Here is a 15,193-nt window from a genome sequence, read left to right on the forward strand (position 1 = left end):
ATGAGTGACATTTCAATGGAAACCGTGGCCGGAAAACTCAATCGGGTTGGCTATGACGCGTTCGTACAATCGCTGCGCCATGCAAAGGGCGAGGGTAACCGTCATGTAGAATTAGCCCACTGGCTGTTTCATGTAGTGTCGAACAAGAATTCCGACATCTCGAAAACGCTGAACCATTTCAAGCTGGATCGTGGTCAGGTGCTCAAGGATCTTGGCGCGGTTATCGACGGCATGCGCAAGAACGCCACCGAGATGCCATCAGTGTCCGACCATGTAACCGATCTGCTTGATCGCGGCTGGCACTATTCCACGTTGCTGTTCTCCGAAACCCAAATTCGCACCGGTCATGCCTTGGTCGCCTGCCTGAAATCAACAGAGCTGAAGCGCGCGTTGTTTCAATGCTCGCCTGTGTTTCAGAAACTTAACGTGGAGTCTTTGGTATCCGAGGCACGTTCCGCTTGGGCCGAGTCTGATGAAGAAGACATGCGTCCAATGGATGGCTCTGGCCTTGTTGCGCCTTCGGGTGGCGCGGCTGGCGAAACCGGCGCAGGCGGGACAACTGCGTTGGACCGCTTCTCCATCGACATGACGGCGGATGCGGCGTCCGGAAAAATGGACCCTATCGTTGGTCGTGACGAAGAAATACGCCAAATCGTTGATGTTCTTTTGCGCCGCCGCCAGAACAACCCGATTCTGACAGGCGAAGCGGGTGTTGGTAAGACTGCCGTGGTCGAGGGCTTTGCCCAACGACTGGCCTCTGGCGATGTGCCGCCAAAGCTGCAAGGCACGCGGCTGCACGCACTCGACATTGGGTTGATGCAAGCGGGTGCCTCCATGAAGGGCGAGTTCGAGCAGCGGTTGCGATCGGTTATCGACCAAGTGCAAGCGTCCCCTACGCCGATTATTTTGTTCATCGACGAGGCGCATACCTTGATTGGTGCTGGTGGTGCTGCCGGCACCGGGGATGCGGCCAACTTGCTGAAGCCTGCGTTGGCGCGCGGGACTTTGCGTACCATTGGGGCGACGACTTTTGCAGAATACCGGACCCACTTTGAAAAAGACCCCGCCCTGACCCGTCGCTTCCAGCCAGTGAACGTCGAAGAGCCCGGCGTCGGGCAATGCTGCTACATGATGCGCGGCATTATGAAGCCGATGGAAGACCACCACGGCGTGCGGATTTCCGACGAGGCCATTGTGGCTGCCGTGTCCTTGTCGCACCGCTACATCCCGTCGCGCCAACTGCCCGACAAGGCGGTGTCCTTGCTGGATACCGCCTGTGCGCGGGTGGCGATTTCGCAATCCTCCACCCCTGCCCGCTTGGCGGATTTGAAAGAAACCATCGCGGCGCTTGTGTCCGAGATTGGTGCCAAAACCGCGCAGCGTGACTTGGGCGAAGAGAACGAAGACCGCATCAAAGAGGCGGAAATCGAGAAGGCCAAGGCCGAAGAAGAATTGGTGATCTTGGAAGAGAAATACGCCAAGGAAAAAGTGCTGGTCGACGAAATACTGGACCTGCGCCAGAATCTGAAACCTGCGGGCGAAGAAGTACTGACTCCGGAAGACGCGCCGAAAATCGGCGAGGAGGCCGAAGGTGAAGACCTGCCCTCCGCCGACAACGAGCAACCGCCTGAAGATGACGAACCGGTTCCGCTGACGGAGGAAGCAAAAGACGCGATTGCAGAGGCCGAGGAAGATCCCGAAGCCGTGCGCCTTGCCATGCACGCCAAAATCACCGAGCTGGAAGCGGGCGATCCTGACGACCGCATGGTTTACGCCCACGTGGACGAGCAGGCGGTGGCGTCTGTGATTTCCGACTGGACCGGCATCCCCGCCGGCCGCATGGTGACGGACGAATTGCAGGCCATCCTGACCCTTGCCGACCGCCTGAAAGAGCGCGTCATCGGGCAGGATCACGGATTGCAAATGATCTCGAAACGCATCGAGACCAGCCGCGCGAAACTGGCCAACCCGAACAAACCTATCGGTGTGTTTATGCTCTGTGGTCCGTCGGGTGTCGGTAAAACGGAAACCGCGCTGGCGCTGGCAGAAAGTCTTTATGGCGGTGAGCAGAACATCATCACCATCAACATGTCCGAGTTCCAAGAAGCCCATTCCGTATCGCTTCTGAAAGGCGCACCTCCGGGGTATGTTGGATATGGCGAAGGTGGTCGTCTGACCGAAGCGGTGCGGCGCAAGCCCTATTCGGTCGTGTTGCTGGACGAGGTCGAGAAAGCGCACTCCGACGTGCACGAGCTGTTCTTCCAAGTGTTCGACAAAGGCATCATGGAGGACGGCACGGGTCGTTCCATCGACTTCAAGAACACCCTGATCTTGCTGACGTCCAACGTCGGCACCGATGCGATCATGGACGTGACAAAAAGCGGCGAAGCGAACCCCGATCTTGAGGCGCTGGAGGAAGCCATGAAGCCCGCGCTTCAATCCGTGTTCCCGCCCGCGCTGCTTGGCCGCATCGTCAATATCCCGTACTTCCCGCTTTCGGCGGAGGTGCTGACGGGTATCACGAAACTGAAGCTCGGCTCTATCGTCAAGCGGATGAAGACCAACCACAACGCGACTATGACATATGCGGACGAGGTCATCGCCCATATCGTCGATCAATGCCGCGACCCCGATAGCGGTGGACGTATGGTCGACAACATCATCACCAACTCGATCCTGCCCGACTTGTCGCGCGAGGTTTTGTCGAAGATGGTGGCTGGCAAGGAGATCAGCGCGGTCGAGGTGACGCTGAAAGACGGCGCATTCGAATACAATTTCGCGTAACGGAAGATGGCGGTTAGCCCGCCATTTCCAACACGGCCTTGATTGCCTTCTTATAAGCGGCGACTTCCGGCGGAATGCGCGCGACAACAGGAGCGGCGTTGGTAATTGCCAGCGGCCCGCCCTTGCGGTTCATTTTGCGCTCGGCCCAATTTTTTACCCACGCAATGTTCCGTCCCTTGAGGAAAGGGTTAGCCTTGACCACACCTGCCCCCATCACGTTCAAAATCAACGCATCATCCTGCGCGCTGAGCGCCACATGCGCGCCCTCAGCCCCAAGAAAGTGAGCCAAATATAGCCGCCCCGCGCTGATCGCATGGCCACGCGCGCGCAGATATGCTTCGCCTTCCCGTGCCAGATTGGTGACCATCTCACGACTGAGCGTTGGATCAAAACGCAGCTTCAGCAGCTCCTCACGGCTCATGGTTGCGGCAAGATCGGGGCGATACGTCCGCATCATCCTGATCCACGTGCTGGAGATGAATTGCCCCAACCCAGTAGCAGACGACCGCGTGTTCTTGGCAGTCGCATTGCCCGCGCTTTCGACGCGGATAATCTGGTTAACCAAACTTTCAACCGCGTTAGATGCGGATGCCATAGTGATCGGAGCGGCCCCGGGTGGCGGTGCCGTAAAGGGGTCCATGCTTTGACCGCGTTCGCGCAGCTCGAAGTGCAAATGTGGTCCGGTGGATCGACCTGTCGTCCCGACGAAACCTATCACATCGCCAGCGCGTACCACCGTGCCGACCTTCCCCAACGGTGAGAATTTGGACATGTGCGCATATCGCGTCTCTCGCCCGCCCGCATGGGCGACTTTAATGACATTGCCGTATCCTCCACCATTTCCTGCAAAACTGACCCGTCCGTCAAATGCCGCCAAAATGGGGGTGCCAGTAGGAGCGGCCCAATCGACCCCGTGATGCACTTTCACTTTCTTCAAAATCGGATGGAAGCGAGGCCCGAAAGGCGAGGTCAATACACCTGAAACAGGGGTCACCATGCCGTTAGCACCCCCTCCAAACGATCCGGCTATCCCCTTTTCAGTGAAGCACTTGAACCCCTCGCCCGGCACCTGCGCGACATAGCAGATCTTGTCGCCGGACGGGCCTTCAATGGACGCGAAAAGCACCTGACCTGGCCCTGCACCATTCGGCCCCGGTTCTCGTGCATATAGCAGCGTCATCCGGTCACCTGTCGTGGCAAAAGCTTCAAGATCGTTGTCTTGGCTCAGAAGTACGATGCTTTCGCCAACAACCGAGGTCGGCACGCCATTTCGGATTGCGGCAGAATAGAACGCATCCAGCAGGCGGTATTTGCGGGCGGAAACTGCGCCGGTATTGGTGTTCTCGTCTGCATAGGAAAACAGTTCGTCCTGCACCCATGGGTCTGCCGCCTGCACCACGCTGCCGTCGTCTTCCAAAGCGACGGAACCGATATAGGTATCACGAGTGTAAACTGATATCTGGACGGGCCGCGCACCATTGCTGCCCGGAATGGACCTGACAGCCAACACGTAGTCCGCAGGTAGTTCCAGCAGTTCCGCAATATGCACCGCACCTTTTTCCTGAAAGGTTTTGGCCGCGTCCGGGTCGAAATCGTTGTCACTCAGGACATCAACCAACGCACGATTGTCCTTGAGGCGCAAAAACAGGTCGTTATAGCCAAGCACCCGCTTGTCCTCCCGCTTCACAATCGTCAGGCTCGTGGTGTTCTCGATTACGGTTTGAGTGTAGGTATCTGCGCTAGCATCCTCGCCATCGACGCTTTCGCCCCAACTGTCGCCCTCAAGGCTGCCCACATCGACCGGAGCATCTTCAAGGTCAGGCACGTCAAAGTTGACTGGTCTGACAACGCTCGACGTTTGAGACTGAGTGCGTTGAGCCTGAAAGAAGGCAAATTCCTCACGGCTCGAGGGCAACGTGGTGATCAGTGTCTCTTGACGGGTAATCATGTCGTCCTGCACCAAAACCAATGTGTCGACGGCGAATTGCCCGACGCGTACCAATGGCAAATCAGGGTGGCTGGGCAACGGCCGCGCCTTGGTGGCCAAACTTGCGTCGAAGCGCAACACCATTGGGTCACCCGCGACATCAATAAACGCAGACGCGTAGGCCAAGGTATCCGCCGTTGACGTGGCGGTGATATCTTCCTCGATATCCTCCCCCAACTCTTCAAGGTTTTCGGTCAGTTCCTCGTCCGTCAGCGCAAGGTTTTCAGGAGGGGAGGAAATCGTGATGAAGCCACTCATCGCTATCCAAACTATCACACCGATCACCGCCAAAACCCCACTGCCAATCAGCAAGGCAGGGCCATGCTCCTGCCGGAATTTCCGTCGCGAAGACTTTTTCTTGGCTTGTTTGAACCGAGGGTCGATTTCCATGGGCAGAGCCTAAGCCAGCCTTAGCGGAACACGCCAGTGCTCAGCTTGGTGATACGCTTTTTTGTTGTCCCCGTTGCCGCGGCTGCGGGCTTCGAGATTCTGCGCACTGTTCTCTTTTTCGTCGTTGTTTTCTTCGGAGCGGCTTTCTTTACTGCTTTTCTCGCTGTGGTCTTTTTCACCGACGGCTTGGCGCGCGCGACTTGAACCTGACATACCACTTTGCCCTCAGACTTCAGTTGACGCAGCAGCGGCAAGCTGGGCTCAAGGCTTTCGGGCACGATACGTTTGTTCAAGAAGTAGCTGGTGAGGGACCGTCGGGAACCGTTGCCCCAATCGCCATCAATGCGCATCCGGTAACAGCCAAGACGCGACAGCTCTGTTTGGACGTTGGAGGCCAACTCTTCGGGGTCAATTTCCGGCAGAACAGGCTGCTCAACCCCCGGTTCGGTTGGTATGCTTAGTTCTTCAAGCAACGATGGGTCGATGCTAGCTAGAATGGCGCGACTTTCATCCGAGTCAGGCAACACTTCACGACCCGTCACGGTCGGGGCTTCGAAGATCGACGGTGGCAAACTGCGGGTTGACGACGTCAAAGCCGCAACGCGGACAATCTCGCCCTGCGCGCGCGCAGCGATTGCCGTTCCCGCACGTTCCAGCGCGGTGGCGCGTCCGGAATTGGCAGTCGCTGACAGTGCCCCGCCACCGGTCGAGGCTGACAACGCGCCGCTAGCCGAGGCAATAGCCGCCGATCCGCTTGGGCTTGAGGCTTCCAGATTCTGAATATCGACCGAGCCGTCCGCAGTCGCCGCAGGCGCGGAGCCAGGTAAAAACGTGTCGATGGTCTGGCGGTTTAGCGTGTTGCTTGGCGCCTGCTCAAGCGACGCCAGTTCAATAACGACCGGCCCTACATTTTCGGCAAATCCGCTCGTGGCCTGAGCCGTTTCCGATGTTTTGACCACATCTGGCACAGTGAAGATCAGGCCTGCGTCGTCCACGATTGCGACGTCTTCGGGGCGAATAGCCTCAGTGATCTCGACCGACGTGGCGGGCACTTCCTTAGGCAAGCTTGCGGGGATCGGCGCCGCGAAGATCAGAGAGTTTTCGTCCGCCACCGCCAGTTCCAGACTTTCACCTTCAATCAATTCAGCGGGGGCGTCGACGGCGATACCGCTTTCGGCCAGCAAGGCCAAGAACCGCTCGCGACCTTTGGGGTCAAGCTGGGCCAGCATCTCGTAGTCAGCGGCGGTAAGTGTTGGCGCATTTTCATATTCCGGCTGAAAATAAAACTGCGCCCGTAACGACGATTGATCCCACGGGGTTTGCCGGCGCAAGGTCCGTTCCTCAACCTCGTTACGCACGCGGATCATCATGTCAGATATCGAAATCGACGGCGTCTCGAGATGGTTCAGCAGCGCCGTGGTAAATGGGCTATTATCGCCCTGCCCATCAAAAGTCACGGCTCCCGGCTCCGTGGCAAACGCAACGAATGTGCCAATCCCGGTGTTTAACCGAGCCAGACCACCACCGTTCGCCGTCATGTTTTGCGGCAACGGGCTGTCCCGACAGGCATCAAGGAAAATCAGCGTCTGGCGATTGCGCGCTTGCAGGCGCTTGATGATGCCATCGAGGCTCCAAGTTTCGTCGAAAATCGCCTGACGCGATTTTAGCTGCGCGTTGACCGGAACCAGATAATTGGCCCCTTCCAGCTGGAATGCATGACCAGAGTAATAGAATAGCGTCGTTTCCGCTGTTTCCGCCCGCTTCACGAAATCATCAAGCTTCAACCAGAACTGGTCGGACGTCGCATCGGTGAGCAATGTCACTTCGAAGCCTAGAGCGGACAAGGTTTCGCCAACCGCAGTTGCATCGTTTTGGGGGTTCTTCAGCTTGGGAATAGCCTCGTAGGTCGAGTTTCCGATGATCAACGCTAAACGGTCTTGCGCAAACACCGGTCCTGCAAGCCAAAAGGCCGCGATCACCGCAATGGCAATCAAACGCTCAAATAAAAATCCTACCTTCGTAAAAACATGCGCCATAGATTTTTGGCAATCTGCTCCATTCAAGACCGTTACCCAAGTCTAGCCCAAAACCAACCTGACGAGCGAGTCACAAGTTCGGAAAATGCACCAGAATTGATCAAGGCCGAACGGCAACTAGTTGGGCGGCGCAAGGAAAAGGGACCAGCGTTGGGTCTTCTCGGTGTCCACTTCGATGAAACGCGCTTGAATATGCCCGCGCGACCAACAGCTTGATATTCCACGGATTGTGAATCGTTTGGCCTCGATGCACATGGTCGTTGTCCCGTTAAGAATCGGTTTGCCAAAGACGTCTTGGGCATAGACATAGATATACCGGCTTTCCAGCTCGTCGCGGATTACGTTGGCGCATTGGTTGGTCCCGATGGTCCACCAGCCTTCAGTCTGAAACGCGCCGTCAACGTCATGCCCGATAGCTACATTCACGACATCGAAGCTCTGATTGCAAATCGCAAACTCGGCATGCGCTGCGTTTGTGCCAAGCGCAATTCCGCCCACCCAAATCGAGATCAGCGCTGCAACGCAGCGAATTGGGTAACTCAATGAAGTGGTGGAAGGTTTCATACATCGTAAGCTAATGTCCTTTATCCAAAAGCTAAAGAGACGGTCGCGGTTTTCAGTTTTTCTTGAAAAACTAGAAAAATTGGGTCATTTCTGTTATACTCTTGCCATAGCTGGGGAGAGATTTTTTGGAGAAATTTTATTATGTCGTTCAAGAAGCTCCTTAGCACGGGCGCATGCATGGTCATAATCGGTATTTCAGCCGGTACGTCCTACGGCCTGTTTCAACGCCTGACCGAGCAAGTCGCCACTCCGGCTCTTGCCCAAACACTCCCTACAAAACCGCTAGCGGTGTCTGAAACTGCGGAGCAGTCGCGGTTTGTAGCTGCTGGCGTCACCATGTGGACACCACAAGAAAAGTCAAATGTTCCGACACCAATGATCGTCTTACCTACAGGCACCGACCAACCTGAGCCACCTCTCCTGCGCTATGCGCCGATCGCTACCAATGACGCGACAAGCGTTACCCCGACGTTGCTGCTCTTTGCCCATATCGAAGACGCCGTCATTTTAGACGCGCGCCCGCGTGCCATCGCATTGCCAAAACCAACCGCGGAAGCCCGCCCAGTTGCGCGCGACGTCGTTGTCGCCTCGGCGCCACATAATATAACCACACCGGGAACGCTACGCCGCTTTCGCGGACAGAATACTGGTAAGAACAGCACGTCGAGCAGCGATCAAGATGGGATATTCGAGAGAATCTTCACCCCGCAGACCGCACTCCAGCCGCTACAACTTCGCCGCCCAACGACCGCAGCGAGTGCCCGCACTGCGCAGCGTCTAGACCGGTTTCGCAGCGTGTGGTCAACGGGCGTTTATCGCTAAATCAACACCTTCTAGGCAGTTTTGCCCTGAACACCCTCCGATCTGCCGTTGACAGACGGGCCGCTATGCGCCCTTCTAGTCACAACGACTTCGTGCCCTGCCACGGGGGATAGGCATAAATACTTCGGGGGAGACACTCGCGTGCGACAGCTAACCAAATCCATTTTTAACGCAACCGCAATCGCTGCAACAACCGCTGTGCTGGCATCGGTCAATCCGGCGCTGGCGCAAAGCGGTAATTTTGCGCTGGAACTGAACACCGCGACCGATATCGGTGACGGGTGCCAGCTCACTTACGTCGCCACCAATAACACCGGCATCGCCCTGATCGAGACCGCGTATCAGGTGGCCTTGTTCGACGAAAATAGCCTTGTGACTGGTACTCTGGTGCTGGAGTTCGGCGCACTACCGGTGGGCAAAACTAAGGTTGTGCAGTTCAACCTCGCTGGCAAAAGTTGCGCGTCGATCTCGCGTATTCTGATCAATGACGTGTCCGCCTGTAAATCGGCTGACGGCGACCATGACTTCTGCATGTCAGGCCTGATCACCAATTCTCGTGGCGACATCCAGCTGGGCATCTGATTTTGACCTAAAGACCCCCAGGCATTTGGTCCAATATTGCCGGGGGCGGAGCATCGCGCATGAACGCCCCCGACTTTTCCTCGCTGAACCCGGTGACCATCGCGGTGTTCACAGCGCTGGCCGTTTTGTCCATGGTCGCAACCACCGTCACCCTTTACAAAATCGCGCAGTTCATGTCGCTTGGTGTCGGTCGTCGCAAACATGCAGAGGCTATCGTGTCCGACTGGCTGTCTGGCAAGTCGGACACCGCCCTACGCGAAGCCTCATCGCGCAAGACAACCCTGTTACGGGTGTTGCAAGCTACCTTCTCAGGACTCCAAGCCCGCCCCGGAGATCAATCCTATGCCGAGGAGTTGGGCCGTCAAACCGCCCTGATCGAGCTGGCCGCAATGTCGCGGCGTATGCGCATTTTGGAAGCTGTCGTGCAAGCCGCCCCGATGTTGGGGCTGCTCGGAACTGTCATCGGAATGATCGACGCATTTAGCAACCTCTCGCAGGCACAAGGTGCCGTAGACCCTGCCCTGCTGGCTGGCGGCATCTGGACCGCACTCACAACCACCGCCGTGGGCCTGGTGATTGCGCTGGTGTTTTACTTTGTCGCCATCTGGCTGGAGGGACGTATTGACCAAGAGCGCCACTCGATGGAAACGCTCATGTCAGCGGCCATATACGGGCGGGTGACTGGCACGTCCGGGCGCAGTTAAGGCTCCGCCATGAGCATGATCCGCAGCCTTCCCCAGTCTAATCGGGCACGGCGTTATGGGTTTTCCTTCACGCCTTTGGCCGACGCCATGTTCCAGCTATTGGTGTTCTTCATGCTCACCTCGTCGTTGGCCCCATACTCTTTGATGACGCTCACGCCCGGTGCTGCGGGTAACATTCCCGCGGCAGGCGACGCGCCGGACGTGCCGCAAACAGCAACCAAAGAAGAACGCGTCGCGATTTGGTCCGTCGGTCGTGGCAGTTTGAGGGCTGGTGGTGAAAAAGTGGCGCTGGCTAACATCCATGATCTGGTTGATCCTTTGGTCGAGGCAGGCCTCGACCGTGTCGTGTTACTCACAGGCCGTTCCGCCACGGTGCAAGATATGGCCGCCGCCTTGGAAGCCCTGACACTCGCGCGCATTCCCACAGTTCAGGTCATTGCAGGCAGCGCCCAATGACTCCGGAAAAGCGCAACACGCTGCCTAAGGCTGCCCGCAAGATCCAGCTGGATTTCTCGCTAACAACCGTCAATATCGTGCTGCTGCTGATCTTCTTTTTCCTCGTATCAGGCTCACTGGTTGAAACCGAGGAGCTTACCGTCGATCTCGCCCAAACCACCGAACTTCCACTTGACCGGCTGCCCCGTCCACTTTTGCTAATGGATGTCGGCGACAAGCTTCAACTCAATGGCGATCTTGTCACGCCTGATAGCTTGCGGATCTCACTCAACCCCCTTCTGAACGCGGACACACCGCGTCTGCACATCCTCGCAGATCGCGATGTGCCAGCAGGCGCACTTGTGTCGTTGATCCAACGCGCAGATTTGCAGGGCATCGAAATCAAGCTGGTCACCTTGCGCCAGTTCAAGACAAAACCATGAGTTTAGGCGACACCGAAATCTGGGAGAGCCACGACGCCAACCCCTTGCTTTGGCTGACCGTGGCCGCCCTTGCTTTCGTCGCACATCTGGCTTTGTTGCAGGCCGGAATTGCCGCTTATCAGGCGCAAGTTTCTGGTGCATCAGACCCCGGACCCGAAACCAAGATATTCGCATCGGCGTTGCAGATTGCGGGGGAGGAAATTCGACCACCTCAGTTGGCGGCCGAGCGGGTCACGCCGACGGCACCCAGCCAGCCTACCTCGCAAACCCTGTCGGCCACGGTGGCCACCGCCCCTACCTTACCCGCAGCGATTGCAGACATTGCGCCTGCTTCCAAACAGCCATTGAACCAACCGGGTGTGGCGCCGCTGCGAAACACACCCATGGCTCAGGCTGACGTCGTTGCCAGTGGCGAGACCTTGGAAATTGCCACAATGGAGGTGCCAACGGTCACCGGAACCGAACCGGTGCTGGAGGTTGTCGCGGAGCCAGAACCGGTCGAAGCCCCAACCCCGCTGTCCCCCGTCGCCAACTCCCTTCCGCCACAACCCGGCACATTGACCAAGGAGAAATCCGGCGTTGCGTCCGCCAGCGTTCCGAACGAGTCGGCTGAGCAAGCGCAAGACATCTACAATTCAGTGCTGAATTTTCTGCGCAGCTTCGATGGCGGGCCTTGTTTTGCCGCCCTACCCGTTTTGGCTGAGGATGGCGCGTTTCGATTCGAGACCTTTGCCAATAGCCGTGCCGACTTGACCCGCTTCCGGCAGGCAATAGAGATTGAGACAGGGACCCTTCCCGGCACCGTGATGAAGCCCGTCAGCGACGCCCAATGTCAGGCATTGCCATTCGTTACCGCCGCCGCCCGCTATCCTGAATTCCAGCTCTACCTTGACCTTGTCACCCGCGACATTCCCAGCGGGGAGCTGCTGTCCGGCAAGCTTGGCAATACATCAGGCGGGTTCGTGTCTCTGCTGCTCATTGACGACGAAGGCGTGGTGCAAGACCTCGGGAGTTTCCTGAAATTCCGCGCGGGCTTTGCCGGTTTTGATATACCGATGACGCTGAAAGGGTCTCCCGTTGAGACGCAACAACTGCTTATGGCGCTGTCAACGCGGGCACGGTTGAAGACATTGCAGTCCCTGTCAGGGCAGCACGCAAAGGACTTCTTCCAGCGGCTTGCGGTAGAAATCCTGTTGCAAGGTGGCGGCGAGGACATGGCCCTCGTCGCATTCTCTGTGCGCTAGTTGTCCAGTCGGAAATACTGAACAGACGCGGCAGCCTCGGATCCGCTGGTTTGGATTTCCGTCTCGATGATCGGCATCAATGCCGCGACATCCGCACCGTTGCGCGCAGCATTAGCCGTCACCAATCTGGATCGCGTTGTCACCGCAACTATCATCTGTGGCACGCTGCCATCCTCGCCCGCACTATTCATTCCGAACCGGAAAGACTGCGACCCATCCGGCTCTGGCTGCAACAGCGAGGTCAGATTGAACGCACCACCTTTGCCAGACACGAGGAACAGGTAAACCGGACGCCCAAGCACACCAGACAACCTGCCGCTGAGCGTATCCCCGATTTTCAAAACGTCGGTGTCAAGTTCCAGCACAGGTGCGGCCGCGCCAGACCGGTCTAACCGTGCAACGAAATCCAAGACCGGACACTGACTATCACGCACCAGGCGAACACCGATGTCAGGCTCGACACCTTGGGCCGCCTCGAAATCCTCCAACAGTTCTTCAAACGGATCCGCCGAAGTGGCAAAGCCCTCGATCGCGACTTTTTCCCCGTCGGTGGACCGGATCGCCTGATAGACGCAGTCACCCGTAATATAATCTTTTAGCCAAGCCAGCTGGGTTCCGATGTCGCTCAATGTCGGTTCGGGCGCTGGCTCAACGGGCTCGGGTTCTGGCTCCGGCGTTGGTTCGGGGTCCGGAAGTGGCGCAGGCTCGGGTGTCACTGGTTCGGGTTCTGGCTCCGGTTCCGGCGTAGGCTCAGGAACCGGATCAGGGATGGGGTCAGGCGTAGGCGTGGGTGTCGCCACTGCAATTTCTTCGCCGCCGGTTTCACTGCCATCATCGCCAGCAAACGGGCCAAGGCCCAACATCGCTGCGACGCCGATACCGCCCGCAACAACCGCTGCGAAACCGATGCCGATGATCTTGCCGTTCCCGCCACTTTTGGCAGGCTCCGGTTGGGGTGCTTCGGTCTGCGCCGGTGCCGTTGTGACCGGTGCCGCGCCAAACGGGCTTTCGCCTGAAGGCGCGCCTGTTTGCTGCCCGATCGTGGACGGGTCAGGTGGCAAACTTAGCCCGGCACCCGTTGCCGCGACGCCAGTGCTATCGGCCGCGTAGGGCACAGCCGACGTCATTGGCGCACCGTTTTGCATCTGGGGCGGGGTGGAAATCATCGGGCTGATCACCGTACGCCCCATCGCTGGGTCCGCATCAACGGCGGGCACGTCGGCTCCGCCAAGGCGGTATTGCGCTGGTACAAGCGACGGGTCGTCGATCATCCGCGCGACATCGGCCATGGTGGCGGGGCGATTGGCCGGATTAGGCTCCAGCATGTAGCACAGTACTGGCTGCAATTCTGGATAGACCGCAGATAGATCAGGGATTCCGGCACGCGATTGCACAGCATCGACGATCGACGCCCCCATTGGCAACGCCTTACCGATAGCAGCCCCCGCGGCCATCAGCGCCAATGAATAGATGTCGGAGCGCGCATCAACCACGCCGTCAAAGTGACCCAATTGCTCAGGTGAGACAAAGTTGAACTTGCCTGCGAACTGGCCGTGCAGAGTACCTTCGGTGATGTTTGTCGACTTGGCGATCCCGAAGTCGATCAGCTTGGCATGGTTGAGCTTGCCGCCCTCCACGATCACGTTGTCAGGACTAAGATCACGGTGGGTGATTTCCAACTCGTGCGCACGGTTCAAACCGGTTGCCATGCGCCGGATCAAAAGCTTGACGTCTTGCAGTGACAGCGCGCCGGTTTGCTCCATCATGTCGGACAGCGGGATGCCTTCGACAAACTCCATAATCAGGCAGAAGCGCCCAAGCTCTTCGTCTTTTACGAAGTTGAGATAGCGAACGATGGCCTCGTCATACAGCTTGCCTAAAATCCGCGCCTCGCGGCGGAACAGCTTGATGATCTTCTCGTCATGCGCCAGCGCTGGCAGAACGATCTTGATCGCGACCTGATCGCCGGTGTGGTAGTTCACCCCGCGGTAAACCTCGCCCATGCCACCAGCCGAGACCAGTTCCTCAATCTCGTAGTTGTTGTTGATCCGGGTGCCGACAGGCACGGCGGTCGACGGCGTGCCATCCCCGTCGCCACTTTTCACCGGAGCTTCCTTGATCGGTGTCTCCGGTGCTCCGTCTTCGAACTTCTCGGCTTCTTGCTTCACAGCAGCGGGCGCAACTTCGGTTTTGGCCGACGCCTTGGACGCAGGTTTTTTGGCCGCTGGCTTCTTCTTGGCAACCTTCTTGCCGACATCTCCCTTGTCAGGCGCATCTGCGCCTTTGGGTGTGTCTGGCTCTTCTGGGATGTCGTCGATGCTCATCCGCTCTTAAAATCCTTGCGTCCAGTCGAGCGGCTCGCGCGCCGCTGCGGGGTCGTGCTGGCGGGCGCTGCACCGAACAACAACTACCGTCACATTGTCACGCGCGCCACGCGACAAAGTGGTTTGTATGAGCGCATCGCACGCCGCCTGCGGCTCGTGGCTGGCCAACACGCTGGCCATCTCGTGATCTTCCACGTGTTCCGTTAAACCGTCCGAGCATAAAAGGAAAACATCTCCTGCTTGCAAGCTTCCAAAGGTCTCATCCGTATTCGGCTTACTTGAGACCCCGATGGCGCGGGTGATCACATTTTTCCGGGGCCAGTGTTCGGCCTGCTCTTCGGTAATCGCACCAGAGTTCAGCAGCTCCTGCACCTCGGTGTGGTCTGTGGTAACCTGCCGGAATTGTCCGTCCCGCATCATGTAAATGCGGCTATCACCGGACCAGACACAGGCGAACAGATCTTCATGCATCAGCAATGCGACCAGCGTAGCACCAATGGTTGCACCGCCAAGCGCTTGGGATTGCTCCACGATCACATCATGAGCGCGGGTCAACCGTTCCATAAACCGGGCTTGCAAGTCGGGTGCGGATGCAGGACGGCCAATAGACGAGATACGCTCAACAATGGCTTGCGACGCAAAGTCGCCAGCTTCGTGACCACCCATTCCGTCAGCCACGACCCAGACCCCGCTTTCGGGCTTGGACAAATAGCTGTCCTCGTTGTGGTCGCGGACAACGCCGGTGTCGCTGCCAGCGCCTGTCTCGTAAGTGAATTGGCCCGTCCCCATGGCGACTCCTGCTTAAAATGCGGTGCTCATAAATTACGATCTCTAACCTCGCGCCGATGCTGCGGCGTCCCCCCAAGGCCAAGACTTTC

12 protein-coding genes are annotated in these 15,193 nt (G+C 57.8%); 7 read left to right on the forward strand and 5 right to left on the reverse strand.

All coding sequences use genetic code 11. The annotated features are described in order from the left end of the window. Positions 1–2,784, forward strand: coding sequence for a type VI secretion system ATPase TssH (gene tssH / locus BCF46_RS18530; RefSeq protein WP_121028060.1), 2,784 nt, complete (start codon positions 1–3; stop codon positions 2,782–2,784). Between the two features lie 13 nt (positions 2,785–2,797). On the opposite strand, the gene BCF46_RS18535 is transcribed toward tssH, so the two are convergent. The 3 genes from BCF46_RS18535 to BCF46_RS18545 all read right to left on the reverse strand — a co-directional run bounded on the left by BCF46_RS18535 (position 2,798) and on the right by BCF46_RS18545 (position 7,761). Continuing rightward, positions 2,798–5,161, reverse strand: a complete 2,364-nt coding sequence (locus BCF46_RS18535; protein ID WP_121028062.1) for a peptidoglycan DD-metalloendopeptidase family protein — start codon at positions 5,159–5,161, stop codon at positions 2,798–2,800. A gap of 20 nt (positions 5,162–5,181) precedes the next feature. Continuing rightward, the gene (locus BCF46_RS18540) at positions 5,182–7,197 is read right to left on the reverse strand and encodes a caspase family protein (protein ID WP_121028064.1); all 2,016 of its coding nucleotides are present in this window, start codon (positions 7,195–7,197) and stop codon (positions 5,182–5,184) included. 117 nt (positions 7,198–7,314) lie between these two features. Beyond that, positions 7,315–7,761, reverse strand: coding sequence for a DUF1036 domain-containing protein (locus BCF46_RS18545; RefSeq protein WP_121028066.1), 447 nt, complete (start codon positions 7,759–7,761; stop codon positions 7,315–7,317). Positions 7,762–7,902: 141 nt separating this feature from the next. On the opposite strand from BCF46_RS18545, the gene BCF46_RS18550 reads away from it, so the two are divergent. The 6 genes from BCF46_RS18550 (at position 7,903) to BCF46_RS18575 (ending at position 11,991) form a co-directional block, all read left to right on the forward strand. Continuing rightward, positions 7,903–8,583 carry a hypothetical protein gene (locus tag BCF46_RS18550; protein WP_121028067.1) on the forward strand — a complete coding sequence of 227 codons (681 nt, stop codon included), beginning with the start codon at positions 7,903–7,905 and terminating at the stop codon, positions 8,581–8,583. Between the two features lie 141 nt (positions 8,584–8,724). Further along, positions 8,725–9,165 (forward strand): hypothetical protein, encoded by a 441-nt coding sequence (locus BCF46_RS18555; protein ID WP_245990274.1) that lies wholly within the window; start codon positions 8,725–8,727, stop codon positions 9,163–9,165. 59 nt (positions 9,166–9,224) lie between these two features. Continuing rightward, the gene (locus BCF46_RS18560; RefSeq protein ID WP_121028069.1) at positions 9,225–9,869 is read left to right on the forward strand and encodes a MotA/TolQ/ExbB proton channel family protein; all 645 of its coding nucleotides are present in this window, start codon (positions 9,225–9,227) and stop codon (positions 9,867–9,869) included. Between the two features lie 9 nt (positions 9,870–9,878). Next, entirely contained in the window at positions 9,879–10,325 is a 447-nt protein-coding gene (locus BCF46_RS18565) for an ExbD/TolR family protein (protein WP_121028071.1), read from the forward strand. After that, positions 10,322–10,747, forward strand: a complete 426-nt coding sequence (locus BCF46_RS18570; RefSeq protein WP_121028073.1) for an ExbD/TolR family protein — start codon at positions 10,322–10,324, stop codon at positions 10,745–10,747. The genes BCF46_RS18565 and BCF46_RS18570 overlap by 4 nt, the downstream gene beginning before the upstream one ends. Continuing rightward, positions 10,744–11,991, forward strand: coding sequence for a hypothetical protein (locus BCF46_RS18575; protein WP_121028075.1), 1,248 nt, complete (start codon positions 10,744–10,746; stop codon positions 11,989–11,991). The genes BCF46_RS18570 and BCF46_RS18575 overlap by 4 nt, the downstream gene beginning before the upstream one ends. Here the strand turns inward: BCF46_RS18575 and BCF46_RS18580 are convergent. Further along, positions 11,988–14,315 carry a serine/threonine protein kinase gene (locus BCF46_RS18580; protein ID WP_121028077.1) on the reverse strand — a complete coding sequence of 776 codons (2,328 nt, stop codon included), beginning with the start codon at positions 14,313–14,315 and terminating at the stop codon, positions 11,988–11,990. The genes BCF46_RS18575 and BCF46_RS18580 overlap by 4 nt on opposite strands. 6 nt (positions 14,316–14,321) lie before the next feature. Next, positions 14,322–15,104 (reverse strand): PP2C family protein-serine/threonine phosphatase, encoded by a 783-nt coding sequence (locus tag BCF46_RS18585; protein WP_121028079.1) that lies wholly within the window; start codon positions 15,102–15,104, stop codon positions 14,322–14,324. Positions 15,105–15,193 lie beyond the last annotated feature (89 nt).

This window comes from Litoreibacter meonggei, from assembly GCF_003663885.1.
GTDB classification, from domain to species: domain Bacteria; phylum Pseudomonadota; class Alphaproteobacteria; order Rhodobacterales; family Rhodobacteraceae; genus Litoreibacter; species Litoreibacter meonggei.